An 18861-nucleotide genomic window follows, 5' to 3' on the forward strand; every position below is an offset into this window, starting at 1 on the left:
CGGCTGCAGCGCCGGAACGCGACAGGCCCGGGGCGGCGCTACTGCTCCCAGGGCGGCACCTCGTCCAGCCCAAGCGGCGTGCCCGTGGGCTGCGGCTCGGTGCCGGACGGGCAGAGCCACTGGGCGCGGAGGTCGTCTTCGGTCACGAACCCGAGATCACCTGTCGAGTCGTATGCGATTCCCGCGGCGCGGGCGACCATCGCATCGAAGCCTTCCGGCGGCACGGCCCAGCAGGTCCAGACATGCAAGCCCGGCGGATCGGCCGGCAGTAGAGTGTGCTCGTTGCCGATGACGTGATCCAACATCTCTTGCGTCAGGTCTTGACCGCCGCGAAAATCCGCGAACTGGGCCGGGGAACGCACGTTGGCCCAGGCCCAGTTCGCGGATTGAAACCGCGCCCCGGTGAGGACCGCCCCCTCCATCTGCGCCCCGGTGAGGTCCGCCCCCTCCATCTGCGCCCTGGTGAGGACCGCCCCCTCCATCTGCGCACGGAAGAGGACCGCCCCCTCCATCTGCGCATCGCGGAGGTCGATCCCCGGCATCGTAGCGTTGCGGAGGTCTGCATCCCGCAGGTCCCGGCCGGAGAGATCGGGCTTTGCCAGCGCCGCGATGGTGCGGCGGCGCAGGTCTTGCCATTCGGCGTCGAATTCCGCGTCCAGTTGCGTGAAATAGGCCTCGCAGTCGGCTCCTTCCGGCATCGGGTGCCAGCTACACCAGCGGCGGCGCATCTCTGCCTGAAACTTCGGCGCGCCAAAGCCATTGCCATGGCCGCAGACGTCCGGTTTCAACCCTTGCCGCGCGCACCATTCCGCCCGATAGCGATGGCGGGACGTATCCGGGTTCACCGCTCCCGGCGGGAGTTCGGCAAAAGTAACTCCTGCAAGATCGGCGCGTGCGAGGAGACTGATTCCACCGAAGATCGTTACCGAGATCTCGGTTTTAAACAATGTCAGGGCGAGCAAAGTCAGAAATGCCACCCTCCCCCAAATGTCCCTCTGTCTATGGCCGCGCGCCTCCGCTGCATCGGCTTCCGGGTTTGGGGTATCCCTGCCCGCGCAGGCGAGACCCCGGCGCAGGCGCAGCGCGCTGGTCCAGCCCGCGAAGATGCAGAACGCGGCGCCGATGAGGATGGTAATGGACATCCATTCCGCATGGGCGGGAAGGGACCAAGACCACGTGATCAACAGAACGGCGGGACCGGCCAACCAGATGAGAAGGATTGCGGTGAGTGTTGCCAAAGCGTCAAGCGGGCGCCGCTTGGCCGCCCCGTCACCGCGCAAGCGCAGCACCAGATCGTTCAGGAGCCAGGGGAGGACCGGGTTTTCCAGCGGTACACCCTTGGGGTCCATCGCGGTCTTGCGGACGAAGGGGGGCGGGGCGGTGAGGGCTTCGGTGCATTTGCGGATGATCAGGTGCAGGTAGACATAGAGCGCCGCGCCGAGGACGGGGGCGAAGAGGAAGAAGGAGGTGGTGGGGATGGAGACGCCGATGAGCGGCAGATCCGTCTGCCGGCTGGGAATGAAGAAATCGGCATCCTCCACGCCCAGCACGGTGACCAGCATGAAGGCGAGATAGGCCATGAGGCCGAACCAGTTGGCGCGGCCGGCGCGGGTGAGATCGTTGATCCGGTTGATCTGCGCGTCCTCGGCGTCGTCCTCGATGAGGACGGGCAGGGGGGTGCCTGGGCGCCGGGCCTCGGCGCGCCGGAGGGGGACGGGTTTGCGCATGGGGCGAGCCTTGCGGGCGCATGTGTTTCGGTCAAGCCCGTCTGACGCCGCAGGATCGCGCCGTTCCCGGCGGTTGGCCGCTCGGCCGCAAATCGCGCATGCGCGGGTCACGGACAGCTACCGCGCGGTGCCCGCCGCTGCTACTCTCCGACCCATGTGGACACGGAGAATCCCTTGACGCTCGATCCCACTCTTGCAGCGATCCGGTTCGGGACGGGACGCGCGCCACATCTGCCCGATCCGGCCGGGGCCGACGCGATGCTGGCGGCCCTGACGGGGCCCGACCGGATGGCCGTTGCCCATCCGGTTCCGTCCTTCGCCTCGATCTATCCGGCGACCCGCGAGATCGCGGAGATCGACGCCGCGCGGCGGGCCGGCGAGGCCACCGAGGAGGCGCTTGCGCGGAAAACCGCGCTGGTCCGCGGGTTCCGCGCGCAGCAGGCCGAGCTGATGGCCGTGGCGGTCGCGCGCGGGCTGGACAGCACCGACCCGCTGCGCGAGCGGCTGACGTGGTTCTGGGCCGACCATTTCACGGTTGTCAGCAAACGCATGGAGACACGTTCGGCCGCGCAGATGTATGTGGAGGACGCCATTCGCCCGCATGTGACCGGGCGGTTCGTCGACATGCTGACGGCGGTGGCCACGCATCCGATGATGCTGCTCTATCTCGACCAGCACCAATCCGTGGGTCCGCATTCGGCCGTGGCGCGGAAACGCCCCGGCCTCGGGCTGAACGAGAATTTCGCCCGGGAGTTGATGGAATTGCACACGCTGGGCGTGGACGGGCCCTACACCCAGGACGATGTCCGCGAGCTGGCCGAGTTGCTGGCGGGCATGCACGGGACGCACCGCACGACATTCGTCTACAAGACCCAGCGGGCCGAGCCGGGGCCGGAGACGGTGCTTGGGCGGAATTACGGCCGGCGGGAGCCGAAGTTCGAGGACGTGGAGCGCGTGCTGGAGGATCTTGCCCGCCATCCGGCCACGGCGCGGTACATCGCGCAGAAACTCGCCGTGCATTTCGTGTCCGACCGGCCGGATCCGGATCTGGTGGCAACGCTGGAACACCGGTTCACCGAGAGCGATGGCGACCTGTTGGAGGTCACGCGGGCCTTGCTGACGCATCCGGCGGCCGGATTGCGCCCGATGGAGAAGGCCAAGCCGCCCTTCGACTTCGTCGTCTCCAGCCTGCGGGCGCTGGGGATGCAGGGGCGCGATTTCCGCGCCCTCGACGTGGCCGCGCTGCGCCGGCAGGTGCTGACGCCGCTGGCGAGAATGGGGCAGCCCTGGCAGGCCCCGGACGGGCCCGACGGCTGGCCGGAGGCGGCCGACGCATGGATCACGCCGCAGGGGCTGGCGGAGCGTATCACCTGGGCGATGGGGCTGGAACGGCTCTGGGGGCTGGAGATGCCGGACCCGCGGGACTTCGTCCGTACCGCGCTTGGCGATGTCGCGGGCCGGGAGACGTTGCTTGCCGCGCGGGCCGCGGAAACCCGCGGCGAGGGGGTTGCGCTCGTCCTGGCATCTCCCGAATTTCAGCGCCGCTAGGAGGCAGACATGGAGCGCAGTGCATTTCCCGACCGCCGCCGGTTCCTCCGCAACGCTCTCTCGCTGGGGTGTTCCGCCGCCGCCAGCCCGCTGCTGACGCCGGTCTCGCTGGCCTCGGCGCCGTGGGACGCGCGCCTCGTGGTCATCATCCTGCGCGGCGGCATGGATGGGCTGGACGTGGTCCAACCCTATGGCGACCGCAATCTGGCCGGGCTGCGCGACCGGTCCCTGGGGTTCGGAGAGGCGGCGGGGGCGGCCGACCTCGACGGGTTCTTCGCCCTGCACCCGGCGCTCGCGCCACTGCTTCCGCTCTGGTCGGCGGGCGAGCTTGCCTTTGCCCATGCGGTTTCCACCCCGTACCGGGACAAGCGCAGCCATTTCGACGGGCAGGACCTGCTGGAGGCGGGCACCGGCTTCGCGCCCGGTGTGCCGGTGGCGAAGGACGGGTGGCTCAACCGCATGTTGCAGCAGGTGCCGGGGCTGGAAGCCGAGACGGCCTTCGCCATCGGCCGGGACAACCTGCACCTCCTGAAGGGGAGTGCGCCGGTCGCGAACTGGGCGCCCGGCACCGATCTGTCGCTGTCGCCCCAGGCGGAACGGCTCCTGAAGATGGTCTATGCGGAGGACCCGCAGTTCCGGGACTCCGCCGCGGAGGCGTTGCAGATCACCGCCCGGCTGGAGGCGGCGCGGCAGGCCGGTGCGGATGCGGCGCAGGGGGGCACGTCAAGGCCCGCGCCGTCGCCGGGACACGTGCGCGTGGCGGAATTCGCGGCCGACTGGTTGCGCCGGGATACGCGGATCGCGGCGTTCTCGATCAATGGATGGGATACGCACCAGGGGCAGAAATCCGGGCTGGCAACCGCGCTCGGGCGGCTGTCCGATACGATTTTGACGATGCGGACCGGTCTCGGGCCGGTCTGGCAGAAGACGGCGGTACTCGCGATGACCGAGTTCGGGCGTACGGCACGGGAGAACGGGAACAAGGGCACCGATCACGGCACGGGCGGTGCGATGATGCTGGCCGGCGGGGCGGTGCGCGGCGGTGTCGTGCACCGGCTATGGCCCGGTCTGGGCGAGTCGGATCTCTATGCGGGGCGTGATCTTCTGCCGACGGCGGATGTGCGCAGCTATGCCGCCGCGACGATGCGGGAACTCATGGGCCTCGACCGGCAGGTGTTGGAACGCGCCGTTTTCCCCGGCCTCGACATGGCACGTATCGGTGGCGTCATCCTGTGAGGGGCGGGTGCACTTGTAGGCACCGCGCGCGCCGCGCCTTGGCCGCCGCGACGCGCTGACACTGCGACGCGTTCAGAACGGGCCGGTCCCTGTCATCCGGGTTTCCACCAGATGTGTGACGGCGCTGAGGGCCGCACGGGAATCGCTGCCGTCGCTCCGCGCCCGCTCCAGTTGGCTCGCTGCCTGTGCAAGGTCGGTGTCGGAGGCGCTGCTGGCGACGGAGGAGAGGAATTGCGCAATGTACTCAAGCGACTGGCCGTCAGCCCGTTGCGCGAGGATACCGGCCGCGTGGCTCAGGTCGTCGCGCAGGGCGAGCGGGTCGGGAGTGACTTCCTCGCCGGAGACCAGCCGCATGCCCGGTGGGCGCGACCCGACCGGGAGCCGTGACAGGATGGCCTGCTGGAACACGGCGAGGCTGGTGATGGGTTTCGCCAGGAAGCCGTGGGCGCCGGCCTTCAGGGCCACCGGCTCCGCCGCCGGATCGCCGCTTGTGCCGAGGAGGACCGGGGAAGGCTGGTCGGACGTTGCCAGTTCGCGGATCAGGCAGGCGCCCGAGCCATCCGGCAGACCGAGGTCGACCACCACGGCGGATGGCCGATAGGTCGCCAGGTGGCGCCGCGCCGAGGCCAGGCAATCCGCCCGGCGGATCCGCGCGCCGCTGCGCAGGCACAGCAGGCGGATCGCCTCGCTTGCGAAACGGCTGTCCTCAACCACAAGCACAGTCAGCCCCGTCAGCGGCCGGTCAGGCGTCGGTCTGCGGGCGAGGATGTGGGTGCAAATGTCGTCTGCCATGATCCATCCTTTCATGCTTTGCGTAGAGTTAATGGCGATTCCTCCTAAAGCTTCGTAAATGGACCCTGCGCCGCAGGCGCCGGGGTTGCGGTTGCCCTCACAGCGGAGCGATAAGGCGCGCAGATCCATCAAGAAGGAACAAGATCATGATCGGTCGACTCAACCACGTTGCCATCGCCGTGCCGGACCTCGAGGCCGCGGCCGCGCAATACCGGGAAACCCTGGGCGCCAAGGTCGGCGCGCCCCAGGACGAGCCGGACCACGGTGTGACCGTCGTTTTCATCGAACTGCCGAACACCAAGGTGGAGCTTCTCTACCCGCTGGGTGAGAAATCCCCGATCGCGGGCTTCCTGGAGAAGAACCCCGCCGGCGGGATCCATCACATGTGCTACGAGGTCGAGGACATCATCGCGGCGCGCGACGCGCTCGTGGAAAAGGGCGCCCGCGTGCTTGGCAACGGCGAGCCCAAGATCGGCGCGCACAAGAACCCGGTGCTCTTCCTTCACCCGAAGGATTTCAACGGCTGCCTGATCGAACTCGAGCAGGTGGGCTGAATGGCGATCACCTCCGCACTCGTCCTGCTCGCCGTGATCTGGTTCATGGTGTTCTTCATCGTGCTGCCCCTGCGGCTGACGACACAGGACGAGGCGGGGGATGTCGTGCCGGGCACCCAGCGGTCAGCCCCCACCAATCCGCGCCTCAAGCGCAAGGCGGTGCTCGTGACGGCCATCGCCGTGCCGCTTTGGGTTGTGGTGAGCGCCATTATCCTGACCGGCACGGTGACCGTGGACGATTTCGACCTGTTCCATCGCTTCGGCCCGGATAGCGGGCAGATTACACCCCAATAGGTCGTGGACTTCCGGCGGGAGCCCCTGAGCGGCTGAGGCCGGCAATCCGTGCGTGACCGCCGCTGCCGCATCGTGCCGGCTGCGGTGCCCCGTTCGCACACGCCTTGCCACGCCAAGGCAAACCGGGCTCGTCAGATGCGCCGTGGGCAAGGCGTCGCTTTTTTCCTTTCAATGCGTTAGCATAGACCTCGCGCTTGGTGGCTGGCGTGGGGCGTTTGCCGCTAAAAAACATTAATCGCACGTGCGTCGCGCGACGTTGCTGCCGCTGGATCGGCGCGGCGACAAGGTGCCACGCACCGACAATCACGGAGGTTCTGATGTTCACCCGCATCATGGTGCCGGTCGACCTTACGCACATTGACCGGCTGCAAAAGGCGCTCAGATGTGCTGCGGACCTGGCAAAGCTCTACAGCCTCCCGGTGATCTATGTCGGCGTGACCACCGCTCTGCCGGGCAAGCTGGCGCATACGCCCGAGGAATACACGGATCTACTGGCGGCGTTTTCGGCCGAACAGGGCGCCGACGAGGGAATTGAAACCGGGTTTCACGCCATCCTTTCGCACGATCCGGCGGTGGAGCTCGATCCGGCGCTGATCAGGGCGGCCGCGGAATTGCAGGCCGATCTCATCGTCATGGCAAGCCACATTCCCAACCTCATGGATTACGTCTGGCCTTCCAACGGCGGCACGATTGCGTCCCATGCCAAGGCGTCCGTTTTCGTCGTCCGGGTTTGATCCGGCCGGGTATCGCGACGCTTGAACAAACTCACGAAAGGTTTTGTAATGACTGATGAAACTCAGGGTATCCCTGAACCGGAAGGCCCGGTTGAACTCATCGATACGGAGTACGAGATCGGCCAGGACAACGTGGAGGGGTCCGTCGGGCCTTTCGGCTTCGACATTCACAACCCGGTCTTCGTGATCTCCGGTCTGACCATCGTGATCTTCGTTTTCTACGCTCTGGTGTTCCGCGAGCAGGCGACAGAGGCGTTCGGCGCGCTCCGCCCGTGGCTGACCAGCACGTTCAACTGGTTCTTCCTAGGCTCGGCGAATATCTTCGTGATCTTCTGCCTGCTGCTGATCGTGACCCCGTGGGGAAGCGTCCGGCTGGGCGGGCGCGATGCGACGCCCGACTACACCTACGCGGGCTGGTTCGCGATGCTCTTCGCCGCCGGCATGGGCATCGGGCTGATGTTCTTCGGCGTTCTGGAGCCCGTGTATCACATGGCGATTTCAGAGCCGTTGGGCGTCCCGTCGCCCTTCGCCGAGGATGGCACGATCATCGAGGAAAACGTGGAAGCCGCCAAGCGCATGGGGCTCGCGGCGACGATCTACCACTGGGGCCTGCATCCCTGGGCAATCTACGCGGTGGTGGCACTAGCGCTGGCGCTCTTCAGCTTCAACAAGGGGCTGCCACTGACCATCCGCTCTGCCTTCTACCCGATCTTCGGTGAGCGCGTCTGGGGCTGGACCGGCCATATCATCGATACGCTCGCGGTCTTCGCCACGCTCTTCGGGCTGGCAACCTCGCTCGGCTTCGGTGCCCAGCAGGCCAATGCCGGACTGGAGCATGTGTTCGGGCTGCCGAACAACGTCGAGGTGCAAGTCGTTCTGATCACGCTCATTACGGCGGTTGCCCTGGTTTCGGTGCTGCGCGGTCTGGACGGCGGCGTGAAGGTGCTGTCGGAGATCAACATGGTGCTGGCGGCGCTGTTGCTGCTGTTCGTGCTGCTGGTTGGCCCGACGCTGCTGATCCTGTCGGATTTCGTGGCGGGCCTCGTGACCTATGCGCAAGACCTTGTGGCGCTCTCCTACCCGCTGAACCGTGAAGACACCGGCTACATGAACGGCTGGACCGCGTTCTACTGGGCCTGGTGGATCTCCTGGTCGCCCTTCGTGGGTATGTTCATTGCCCGTGTCAGTCGCGGCCGAACGGTGCGGGAATTCGTGATCTGCGTGCTGATCATTCCTAGCCTCGTCTGCGTGCTGTGGATGGCCGTGTTTGGAGGCGTTGCGATCGACCAGGTGCTGAGCGACCCGGCAAACAGCGCGGTGAAGGCGCAGGTGATCGACAGTTACAACCCGCCGATCTCGCTCTTCGCGATGCTCGAAGGGCTGCCGCTCGCCGGGATCACATCGACGCTCGGCATCGTCCTCGTGATCGTATTCTTCGTCACCTCGTCGGATTCCGGCTCGCTGGTGATCGATACGATCACCGCGGGCGGCAAGGTGGACGCCCCGGTTCCGCAGCGCGTGTTCTGGTGCACGTTCGAGGGGGCGGTGGCGATTGTGCTTCTGCTCGGCGGCGGCCTGTCGGCACTTCAGGCCATGGTCATCTCCACCGGTCTGCCCTTCACGGTGGTGCTGTTGCTGATGTGCGTGGCCATCGGCAAGGGGTTGGCCAGCGAACCGAGATGACCTGAAGTCAGCGATCGGAAATCGGGGGCGGCGGTGCTTGCGCATCGCCGCCCTTTGGATTTTCTATGCGCCGTGATGCGACATGGAGAGGCAACATGACACTCGACGTCGATTTCGTCCGATCCCAGTTCCCGGCCTTTGACGAACCGTCCCTGCAGGGACAGGCGTTCTTTGAGAATGCCGGCGGCTCCTACACGTGCGGGCAGGTGATCGACCGCCTGACCCGGTTCTATCGCGAACGAAAGGTGCAGCCCTACGCGCCCTACGCAGCGTCCGAAGCCGCGGGGGCGGAGATGGACGAAGCGCGGCGACGTCTCGCGGCGCTGTTGGGCGTGGAGACCGACGAACTGAGCTTCGGCCCCTCGACGACACAGAACACCTATGTCCTCGCGAACGCCTTTCGCCGCTGGCTCAGCCCCGGCGACGCGATCATCGTCACCAATCAGGATCACGAGGCCAATTCGGGCCCTTGGAGGCGGCTTGCCGACGAGGGGATCGACGTGCGCGAATGGCGCATCGATCCGGCGACGGGGCACCTGGACCCGGAGCTGCTGGAACCGCTCCTCGCGGACGGCAATGTACGGCTGCTGTGTTTCCCGCATTGCTCCAACGTTGTCGGCGAGGTGAACGATGTGGCGGCGATCACGGCGCTTGCGCATGCCGCTGGCGCTTTCGTCTGCGTCGATGGCGTGTCCTATGCGCCCCATGGCCTGCCGGATGTTGGCACGCTGGGCGCAGATATCTACCTGTTCTCCGCCTACAAGACGTACGGCCCGCATCAGGGGCTCATGGTCGTTCGTCGCCAGATCGGGAGCGCGCTCCCCAACCAGGCGCATTATTTCAATGGGGAAACGCTCTACAAGCGGTTCACGCCGGCCGGGCCGGATCACGCGCAGGTCGCCGCATGTTCCGGGATCGCCGATTACATCGATGCAGTCGCGGCCCATCATGGAATGGCCATGCAGACACCATCAATGACAGGCGCGGCGGTTCACGGATTGATGCGGAGCCACGAAAGCGAGTTGCTGCAACCCCTGCTGGACGACCTCGCAAGCCGAAACGACGTTCGGCTCCTCGGTCCGCGCGAGGCGACGCGCCGGGCGCCGACGGTGGCGATTGCGCTCGACCGTCCGGCAGAGGCGGCCGCCGCCGAACTTGCCGCCCATGGCATCATGGCTGGCGGTGGCGACTTCTACGCCGTGCGCCCACTGGAAGCGATGGGTATTGAGCTGACGAAGGGTGTATTGCGCCTGAGTTTCGTTCACTACACGACGCAGCAGGAAGTTGACCGGCTGCGCACGGCGCTCGACACGGTGCTGTAAGCCGGGCGGCATGTTGCTGGCGGTCGGGTGTGCCGCCCGATCTGACGGTTGCCGGGAAAGACCACTGTCTCCGCCCTGCTGGACGCTCAGTGGGCTGGCGACCGGGATTCGATAGCGATTTGTGTTGCTTCGCGCGCGAAGGGTACTAGATCCTGCATCCTGATCGGACAGGTTTCATGCAAGATTCATCCCCCATTCTCCTTTGGCTCCGGCGCGATCTGCGCATGCAGGATGCGCCCGCGCTCGCGGCGGCCTGCGCTTCCGGGCGACCGGTCGTCCCAGTCTTCATACGCGATGCCTCGGTGGACAATCTGGGTGCCGCACCCAAATGGCGGCTGGGCCGGGCTGTGGAGGTGTTCGCGGCGTCGCTTGCCGAAAACGGGTCACGCCTCATTCTGCGCAGCGGCAACGCGCGGGACGTGCTCCTCGATCTGGTTCGGGAGACGGGTGCCGCCGATGTCTACTGGTCAAGGCTCTATGACCCGGCATCCGTCGAACGGGACACCGCGATCAAGTCGGACCTGAAGAAAGCCGGCCTTGCCGTGCACAGCTTTGCCACCGCCTTGCTCTTCGAGCCCTGGGAGGTCGCGACTGGCGGTGGGGGACACTACAAAGTCTATTCTCCCTTCTGGCGCGCGGTGCGGGGCAGGGACGTCGCAGCGCCGTCGCCGGCGCCGTCGGCCATTCCAGCGCCCGATCGCTGGCCGTTGAGCGAGACGCTGGATCAATGGGACCTGTCGACGCCCATGCGGCGCGGGGCGGAGATCGTCGGACGCTACACGGAGATCGGCGAAGCGGCGGCGCAGCGGCGCTTCGATGCATTTCTGGATGATGACCTTGCGCAATACGCGCATGATCGAAACGCGCTCGACCGCGTGGGAACGTCGGGCATGAGCCCTTATCTGGCGACCGGCGAAATCGGCCCGCGGACGCTCTGGCATGCTGCAATGCGGGCGCATCACGACGGGAACGCCGGTGCCGAGACCTATCTCAAGGAACTGGTCTGGCGCGAGTTTGCCTGGCATTTGTGCTGGCACACTCCGCACATACTGCACCGCAGCTGGCGTGAGGAATGGGACGCATTCCCTTGGAACAAAGACGAAAACCATCCGGACGCGATTGCGTGGAAACGCGCCTGCACCGGCGTTCCGCTGGTCGACGCCGGACTGCGGGAAATGCAGGTGACCGGAACAATGCACAACCGCGCCCGCATGGTCGTTGCGTCCTACCTGACCAAGCACCTGATGTGTGACTGGCGTATCGGCCAGCGCTGGTTCGAGCAGCACCTGGTTGACTGGGATCCGGCAAGCAACGCGATGGGGTGGCAATGGGTGGCGGGCTCCGGTCCGGATGCGGCGCCGTATTTCCGGATCTTCAACCCGGAGACCCAGAGAAAGACCTTCGATCCGGATGGCACCTATGTCGCGCGCTGGATCGCCGAGGGGCAGGAGAGCCCGCCCCGGACGGCCCTGGACTATTTCGAGGCCGTTCCGGCGCGTTGGAACCTTCGCCCGAGCGCTCCCTATCCCGAACCGACGGTGGGATTGGCAGAGGGGCGGGCCCGTGCCTTGGCCGCCTACGACGCGGCACGAGGCGGTTCTGGTAGCGATAATCCGGGGTAACCGGCTGTAATTGGCCCATTTCATCGTGTCGGTCGACCGGGGGCTTGACGGAATGTCGCACCGGAATCGATCATATGGTCGGTGCTGGTGGGGCGCCCACCTGCACGGAGATTGCCGAAAGGATGCCCGGGTTCTTGGAGGGGGACGATGCAGATCAGGACCACGACCGCCGGTGAGACCGGCCTGCCGCGCTACTTCGCGCACGTTTTTGAGCGTGCCGCCCGGACGCCGAAAGGGCGATTGGATATCGCGCTACCCGACGGCAGGATCTTTCGCGCGGAAGGCGTCGAAGCCGGGCCCGTCGCACGGTTGGACATTCACAATCCGGATATATTCGCGCGTCTTGTCCGCGAGGGCGACCTCGGGTTTTGCGAGGCTTATCTCGACAAGTGGTGGAGCACGCCGGACCTTCAGGCCTTCATGGATTACGTCCACACCGGCGAGGAAGAGATCTACGACGAGTTCGGCGGTATGGCGCTTGTGCGGCTGTACGAGCGGCTCCGGCACCGCTTTCGGGACAACAGCCGCCGCCAGGCACGGCGAAACATCTCGTATCACTACGATTTGGGCAACGACTTCTACCGGCTTTGGCTCGACAACACGATGACATATTCCTCGGCGCGATTCGAGCACGCGGGCGAGACGCTGGAAGAAGCTCAGACACGCAAATACGCCAGCCTGATGGATGGGATGGGCGCGCGCCCGGGCGACCACGTGCTGGAAATCGGCTGCGGTTGGGGCGGGTTTGCCGAGTTTGCGGCGCGGGAACGCGGCGTCAAGGTCACGGGGCTGACCATCAGCCGCGAGCAACATGATTTTGCGCAGGCACGCATTGCGCGAGCAGGTCTTCAGGAGCGGGTCGAGATCCGTATGCAGGACTATCGCGACGAGCGCGGCCAGTACGACGGCATCGCTTCCATCGAGATGTTCGAGGCGGTTGGTGAGAAGTATTGGCCGACGTATTTCAATACCTTGCGTGACTGTCTTAAACCGGGAAGAAATGCGACGCTTCAGATTATCACCGTGCAGGACCGGCGTTTCGAGATCTATCGCCGGGGTGTCGATTTCATCCAGAAGTACATTTTCCCCGGTGGGATGCTGCCGAGCCCGTCCGTGTTGCACAGGGAGGTCGAGAGGGCCGGGCTGTCGGTTCTCGGGTCGATAGAATTCGGCGACAGCTACAGCCGGACGCTGCGCCGCTGGCATCAGACCTTCAACGACCGCTGGGATGAGATCTCGGCCCTTGGGTTCGATGATCGCTTCCGCCGGATGTGGGAGTTCTACCTATGTGCCTGTGCTGCCTCATTTTCGTCCCGAAACTGTGATGTAACCCAGATAACCGTCAATCGGACGGCCTGAGATGTTCACTACGAGGGAGCCTCGCAGCACATGCCTACCGCCGCCAAGCTGTTTGCCGCAGTGGCCTTTGGTTTCGTTGCGTTTTTCGCGTCCGAAATTTTCAAGCCCATTCTTCCTGAAGGGACCAAGTTCGGTCTTTTGACGCCTATCAACACGTTCCTTGGCCTGTTGAGCGGCTGGTATGTCATGGGCCAGCTGGCCGGGAGAGGATATTTCGCGGCCGCGGGATCGGGTGTGCGAACCATCGCCGTGGCACTTTTCTACGTGCTCGTTACGTGGTCATGTTACGAGATGGTCGTGCGGTCTACGCGGCGGTATTACGACGGCCCGACCGATGCGCTCGCCGGTATGACGGATCTCATTGCAGAGTATTTCCTGCTGATGGTAAGCGATCCGCAGGTGCCGATCGTTCTTCTCGCCGGCGGGGTTCTCGCGGCTTTTCTGTCGGAGTGGGCGTCGGAACGCTGGGCGTGAGCTGACTTCCGGGGGCTTTTTTCATGGCTGGGATCTTTTTCTATGGCACGTTGTGCCATGCGCCGTTGCGTGCTCTCGTTCTGGGGGAGGATGCGACGGAGCGCCTGACGCCTGCGTGCCTGAAGGATCATGCGGTCGTCTGTGCCGCAGACGAGTCATTTCCCATGATCGTTGCCCGGGAAGGCGCGGAGGCCACCGGATTGCTGTTGGCAAATCCCACGGCCGAAATGGTTGCGCGGATGGATTATTACGAAGGTGGTTTCGGATACCAGCTCGGACCGGTGGAGGTCTGGACGGAGACAGGACCGGTCCCGGCGCAGATGTACCTGCCGCCTGCCGAGGATTCGACCCGGGGTGAGGACTGGGACATCGAAGCCTGGGCCAACCGCTGGGGCCCGCTGACGTGCTTGACGGCGGAGGAGATCCTGCTGGACATGGACAAGCGCCCGGCGACCGAGGTCGCGCATCGTTTCGGGCCGCTTCGGGCGCGCGCGCAAGCGCGGCTCAACGCCCGCCGCTCTGCACCTACGACCTTGCGCCGCCGTGCCATACCGGACGACATCCGGCTGAGGCGCAGAAACCTTGTCTATTCCCGCTTTTTTTCGGTTGAAGAGTACGATTTTGCGCACAAGAAATTTTCCGGCGACTACGGCGCGGAACTCAACCGCACGGCCTTCATTTCGGCGGATGCCGTGACTGTCCTTCCCTACGATCCGGTGCGGGATCGCGTGCTGCTGATAGAGCAGTTCCGCGCCGGGCCATATGCCCGTGGCGATGCGCAACCCTGGATGCTGGAACCGATCGCCGGCCGGATCGATGGCGGCGAGGTTCCCGAGCAGAGCGCGCGGCGAGAGGCGCGGGAAGAAGCGGGGCTGGAACTTGGCGACCTGCATTTGGTGGCGGAGTATTACCCGACCCCGGGGGCGAAGAGCGAATATCTCTTCGCATATATCGCCACTGCCGATCTGCCCGACGACGCGGCTGGTATCGCGGGGCTTGAGACCGAAGGCGAGGATATCCGCAGCCATATCGTTCCGTTGGAACAGGCGATGGCGCTTGTCGAAAGCGGGGAGATAAACGTCGGACCGTTGATCCTCTTGCTCCTGCACCTTTCGCGAATGCGTGAAAGCCTGCGTGGGGACAGTTGACACCGCTTCCCGCTGGGCTAGCAAGGAGTGCATCCAACCCCGAGGGAGCACTTTATGGAAATCAGGACCGACCTGGCAGCCGCCGTTGGCAACACACCGCTCATTCGCCTTCGGGCGGCCAGCGAGGCCACCGGTTGCGAGATCCTCGGCAAGGCTGAGTTTCTCAATCCCGGCCAGTCGGTGAAGGACCGCGCGGCGCTGTTCATTATTCGCGACGCGATTGCAAAGGGCACCCTGCGCCCGGGCGGAACGATCGTCGAAGGAACCGCGGGCAATACCGGTATCGGCTTGGCGCTCGTTGGCGCGTCGATGGGGTTCAAGACGGTGATCGTTATCCCGGAAACCCAGAGCCAGGAGAAGAAGGACATGATCCGGCTCGCGGGTGCGCAGCTGGTGGAAGTGCCCGCGGTCCCCTATCGGAACCCCAACAATTACGTCAAGTATTCCGGGCGGTTGGCGGAGGAGCTTAACCGCGATGACCCGAATGGCGCGATCTGGGCCAACCAGTTCGACAATGTCGCCAACCGGCGGGCGCATGCTGAAGGGACGGGGCCGGAGATCTGGGCGCAGACCGAGGGCACAGTGGACGGCTTCATCTGTGCGGTGGGCTCGGGCGGCACGTTGGCGGGCGTGGGCGAGGCGCTTCAGCCCAAGGGGGTGAAGGTTGCGCTTTCCGACCCGATGGGGTCCGGCATGTACTCGCTCTTTGAGACAGGGACCGCGGCGCCGGAGGGCAATTCGATCACCGAAGGCATCGGGCAGGGTCGGATCACCGCGAACCTGGAGGGCTTTCGACCCGACATGGCATTCCAGGTGTCCGACGAGGACGCCTTGCCAGTGGTTTTCGATCTGCTTGAGCACGAAGGCCTCTGCCTCGGCGGTTCTTCGGGCATCAACGTGGCGGGTGCGATCCGCATGGCACGCGAGATGGGACCGGGTCACACCATCGTCACCGTGCTCTGCGATTACGGAACGCGCTACCAGTCCAAGCTGTTCAATCCGGACTTCCTGCGCGCAAAGGGTCTGCCGGTGCCGCATTGGCTGGAGAGTGACGCCGCGCTGCCGGTTCCGACCGTCTTCGAGGAGGCGTAGCCGTGCAACGGCTGCTGGCTGGCGGGCTGGCGTTGCTGCTTGCGATGCTGGTGTGGATCGGGGTCCCACCGAGCGCCGACCGAGCGTTTTTTCATGATTTCGGTGCCGCATGGGCGGCCACGGACGAAGCCGACGCGAGCGCGGCCGACCATTATTCTGAATGGGAGAAGGTTGCGACCCGTGCCGAGGAGGCACTTGCGGCCGCCCGCGCGTCCAATCAGGCATTCGAAGCGCTGCGCGGAACGCTGGTCGATTGGCGGGCGTTTTTCCTTGAGGAGCAACGCAGCCGCGAGACGTTGATCACCGCGCTGAACGACCGCATCGAGGCGCTCGGACCGGTCCCGGAAGAGGGGGCGAGCGAGAGCACGGAACTTGCCGCGTTGCGTGCCGATCTGGATGTCCAGCTGCAACGTCTGATCACGCCGGTGCGCCAGGCAGAGGAAGCCTATGCGCGGGCGCAGGGATTGATCAGCCGCGTCGATCACCTTCTGCGGGAAAGGAAGACTCAGACGCTGCTGGAACGCGGGCCCTCGCCGCTAAATCCGGCAAATGTCCGGAACGCGTTTGCTGACACGTTGACGGTCCTCCGCATAATTGGAAATGAACTGAGCTCGTCGCTCCACCTGAGCAGCGACCGTCGGCAGTTTTGGAATAACCTGCCGCAAATAACTATACTTCTGGCGCTTTCCGCGTTGCTGCTGACCTTCGGGCGGCCGGTTTTCTACCAACTCGTCAAGCGGCTTGTCCGGGAGAAGCGCAGCGACGACAGGATATTCGTCGTCGCCATGATCCTGTCGCTGGGTCAGTTTCTGATGCCGACAATCGGTATCTGGGCGCTCGCCACGGCGCTCAGGCTGACGGAGATGTTTGGCTCCGCGGGCGAAGGACTGCTCGATATCGTCCCACTTGTGGGGGCGGCGTTCTTTGCCGCGCGCTGGATCGGTGGCCAGACATTTCCGCGCGATGAAAACTGGCCCACGCCCCTGCAACTCAGCGCGCGGCAAAGGGTGCGCGGACGCTTCTATTCCAATGGTCTGGGGCTTCTCGTGGGCCTGGCAATCCTGCTGCGCCGCACCATGGACCTCTTCGTTTTCGAAACCGGGACGATTGCAGTTCTGGCCTTCCCGATCATCGCGTTGGCCGCGGTGTGTTTGGACGGATTGGGACGGCTCATCCTGACGAGCAGCCGTAAAGACAGCGGTGACGAAGCACTTGAGGCGGACGAAACGGCGGACATTCCGGGCGAACGCCGTTTCATCAAAGTGATCGGTCGCTTCATCGGGCACGCCTGTTTCTATGCCGCGATCCTGGGACCCGTCTTTGCGGCGATCGGCTATACGCGCGCAGGGGTCTTTTTCACGCTTTCGCCCGGATTGACTCTCGGTCTGCTGGCGCTCGTCATCTTCCTGCAGCAGCTTGCGGGCGGTCTGCTGGCACTCCTGGCTCCAAGCGACCGGGTGGGGGACGGGCTCCTGGCCGTTCTTGCCAAGTTCGCCATTGCCTTCGCGTCCCTGCCGTTCTTTGCCGTGATCTGGGGCGCGCGCTGGTCCGATATCGTGGAACTCTGGACCAAGCTGAACGAGGGCTACTCCTTTGGCGACGTGACGGTTTCGCCGTCCGGGCTCTTCATCCTTCTGCTGGTCTTCGGTGCCGGGTACGTGGCAACGCGCCTGTTGCAGGGCGCGGTGGGCAGTTCCGTGCTGCCGCGCACATCGCTGGACCGCGGCGCACAAAAAGCGGTGAATGCCGGGCTCGGTTACGTCGGCATATTTCTGTCGGCGGTGATCGCCGTTTCGGTGGCCGGTCTGAACCTCAGCAATCTGGCGATCGTCGCCGGTGCGCTTTCCGTCGGTGTCGGTTTCGGCCTGCAGAACATCGTGTCGAACTTCGTCTCCGGCCTGATCCTGCTGATCGAACGACCGGTGACGGAAGGCGACTGGATCGAAGTTGGCGGCATCATGGGCACGGTGAAGCGTATCTCGGTGCGCGCGACCACCGTCGAGACATTCGACCGGACCGACGTCGTGGTGCCGAATTCCGATTTCGTTACCGGACAGGTCACCAACTGGACGCGCGGCAACCTGAGCGGCCGGCTGATCCTGCCGGTGGGGGTCGCCTACGGGGCTGACACGCGCAAGGTGGCGCAGATCCTTCAGGAGATTGCCGAGGAACATCCGCTGGTCATCGTCAACCCGCCGCCGCTCATCGTCTTTCAAGGGTTCGGGGCGGATGCGTTGGAGTTCGAGATGCGGGTGATCTTGCGGGATATCAACTTCGGATTGAGTGCGCGTACGGAACTCAACCATCGGATCGCGGAGCGTTTCGCTGAGGAAGGGATCGAGATTCCCTTCGCCCAACGTGACATCTGGCTTCGCAATCCCGAGGCGCTTGTGCCCGGCGCGAGGATGCCATCTGGCGGGCAGGGGGGCGATCAGGGGGCATCCGGCGCGGTCGCGACAGCCACGAACCGGCCCGATCCGGAGCCCTACTTGCCGTCGCAGGAGGATGATTGATGACAGAGATGCTGTTCCGCCATGACCCCTACATGCGGGAGGCCATCGGCACCGTGACTGCACACACGCCGGAAGGCGGCGTGGTGCTTGACGCGACGATCTTCTACCCCACCGGCGGCGGCCAGCCGGGCGATAGTGGCGCGTTGCACTGGCAGGACCGGGTTCTGGAGATTGCAACGACGCTCAAGGGGAGCGGCGGCGATGAGATCGTCCTCGTGCCGGCGGAAGCCGCGGCCCTTCCGCCGGTGGGAACTGCTGTCAGACAGGCCCTCGACTGGGAACGGCGCTATCGGCACATGCGCGTTCACACCGGGTTGCATCTGCTTTCCGTCGTCATCCCGTTGCCGGTCACGGGCGGCGCCGTGGCCGCGGAGAAAGGGCGGCTCGATTTCAACATGCCGGAGGCGTTGGATGACAAGGATGCGCTCCAGGCGGCGCTGCAGGAACTAATCGACCGGGACCTGCCGGTGCGCGAAGACTGGATTTCGGAGGCGGAGCTGACGGCCAATCCGGAACTGGTCAAGACGATGTCGGTGAAACCACCCGTTGGAAGAGGACCTGTGCGCCTGGTGCGTATCGGCGACGGTGCAACGCAGATCGACCTGCAGCCGTGCGGAGGCACCCACGTGGCCTCAACCGGCGAGATCGGCCGCATCCGGATCGGAAAGGTGGAGAAGAAGGGCGCGCAAAATCGGCGGGTGAACATGCATCTGGCGAATTGACGGGAACCGGGGCGCGATACGCGTTTTCCATGCGTTATCCG

At 65.0% G+C, this 18861-nt stretch carries 16 protein-coding genes; 14 read left to right on the forward strand and 2 right to left on the reverse strand.

Going from position 1 to position 18861, the window contains the following annotated elements:
- Window positions 1–38 precede the first annotated feature (38 nt).
- Window positions 39–1727, reverse strand: a complete 1689-nt coding sequence (locus tag ARC39_RS26450) for a pentapeptide repeat-containing protein (RefSeq protein ID WP_068110589.1) — start codon at window positions 1725–1727, stop codon at window positions 39–41.
- A gap of 174 nt (window positions 1728–1901) precedes the next feature.
- Between ARC39_RS26450 and ARC39_RS04250 the strand changes: the two genes are divergently transcribed.
- Both ARC39_RS04250 and ARC39_RS04255 read left to right on the forward strand, forming a co-directional pair.
- Window positions 1902–3275, forward strand: a complete 1374-nt coding sequence (locus ARC39_RS04250; RefSeq protein ID WP_068110592.1) for a DUF1800 domain-containing protein — start codon at window positions 1902–1904, stop codon at window positions 3273–3275.
- 9 nt (window positions 3276–3284) lie between these two features.
- Window positions 3285–4511, forward strand: coding sequence for a DUF1501 domain-containing protein (locus ARC39_RS04255; protein WP_068110595.1), 1227 nt, complete (start codon window positions 3285–3287; stop codon window positions 4509–4511).
- Window positions 4512–4583: 72 nt separating this feature from the next.
- Here the strand turns inward: ARC39_RS04255 and ARC39_RS04260 are convergent, their stop codons facing one another.
- Complete coding sequence (locus ARC39_RS04260) at window positions 4584–5303, reverse strand: response regulator (RefSeq protein ID WP_068111626.1); 720 nt, start codon at window positions 5301–5303, stop codon at window positions 4584–4586.
- Between the two features lie 146 nt (window positions 5304–5449).
- On the opposite strand from ARC39_RS04260, the gene mce reads away from it, so the two are divergent.
- The 12 genes from mce to ARC39_RS04320 all read left to right on the forward strand — a co-directional run bounded on the left by mce (window position 5450) and on the right by ARC39_RS04320 (window position 18820).
- Entirely contained in the window at window positions 5450–5857 is a 408-nt protein-coding gene (mce, locus tag ARC39_RS04265; RefSeq protein ID WP_068110598.1) for a methylmalonyl-CoA epimerase, read from the forward strand.
- Window positions 5858–6151, forward strand: a complete 294-nt coding sequence (locus ARC39_RS04270) for a DUF1467 family protein (protein WP_068110600.1) — start codon at window positions 5858–5860, stop codon at window positions 6149–6151.
- Between the two features lie 317 nt (window positions 6152–6468).
- Window positions 6469–6885 carry a universal stress protein gene (locus tag ARC39_RS04275; RefSeq protein WP_068110603.1) on the forward strand — a complete coding sequence of 139 codons (417 nt, stop codon included), beginning with the start codon at window positions 6469–6471 and terminating at the stop codon, window positions 6883–6885.
- Between the two features lie 48 nt (window positions 6886–6933).
- Window positions 6934–8568 carry a BCCT family transporter gene (locus tag ARC39_RS04280; RefSeq protein WP_068110607.1) on the forward strand — a complete coding sequence of 545 codons (1635 nt, stop codon included), beginning with the start codon at window positions 6934–6936 and terminating at the stop codon, window positions 8566–8568.
- 95 nt (window positions 8569–8663) lie between these two features.
- Window positions 8664–9890, forward strand: coding sequence for an aminotransferase class V-fold PLP-dependent enzyme (locus tag ARC39_RS04285; RefSeq protein WP_068110608.1), 1227 nt, complete (start codon window positions 8664–8666; stop codon window positions 9888–9890).
- 176 nt (window positions 9891–10066) lie between these two features.
- Entirely contained in the window at window positions 10067–11512 is a 1446-nt protein-coding gene (locus tag ARC39_RS04290) for a cryptochrome/photolyase family protein (protein ID WP_068110611.1), read from the forward strand.
- A 147-nt stretch (window positions 11513–11659) separates the two neighbouring features.
- Complete coding sequence (locus tag ARC39_RS04295) at window positions 11660–12871, forward strand: SAM-dependent methyltransferase (protein ID WP_068110614.1); 1212 nt, start codon at window positions 11660–11662, stop codon at window positions 12869–12871.
- A gap of 30 nt (window positions 12872–12901) precedes the next feature.
- Window positions 12902–13345: a TrgA family protein gene (locus ARC39_RS04300; RefSeq protein ID WP_068110617.1), complete on the forward strand. Its 444-nt coding sequence runs from the start codon at window positions 12902–12904 to the stop codon at window positions 13343–13345.
- Between the two features lie 23 nt (window positions 13346–13368).
- Window positions 13369–14493 carry an NUDIX domain-containing protein gene (locus ARC39_RS04305; protein WP_068110618.1) on the forward strand — a complete coding sequence of 375 codons (1125 nt, stop codon included), beginning with the start codon at window positions 13369–13371 and terminating at the stop codon, window positions 14491–14493.
- Between the two features lie 54 nt (window positions 14494–14547).
- On the forward strand, window positions 14548–15585 hold the full coding sequence (locus ARC39_RS04310) for a cysteine synthase A (RefSeq protein ID WP_068110619.1): 1038 nt from the start codon (window positions 14548–14550) through the stop codon (window positions 15583–15585).
- Window positions 15586–15587: 2 nt separating this feature from the next.
- Window positions 15588–18098, forward strand: coding sequence for a DUF3772 domain-containing protein (locus tag ARC39_RS04315; protein ID WP_068110620.1), 2511 nt, complete (start codon window positions 15588–15590; stop codon window positions 18096–18098).
- Complete coding sequence (locus ARC39_RS04320) at window positions 18098–18820, forward strand: alanyl-tRNA editing protein (RefSeq protein ID WP_068110621.1); 723 nt, start codon at window positions 18098–18100, stop codon at window positions 18818–18820. The genes ARC39_RS04315 and ARC39_RS04320 overlap by 1 nt, the downstream gene beginning before the upstream one ends.
- The last annotated feature ends 41 nt before the right edge of the window (window positions 18821–18861 follow it).

Source organism: Tropicimonas marinistellae, from assembly GCF_001509585.1.
Taxonomy (GTDB): domain Bacteria; phylum Pseudomonadota; class Alphaproteobacteria; order Rhodobacterales; family Rhodobacteraceae; genus Tropicimonas; species Tropicimonas marinistellae.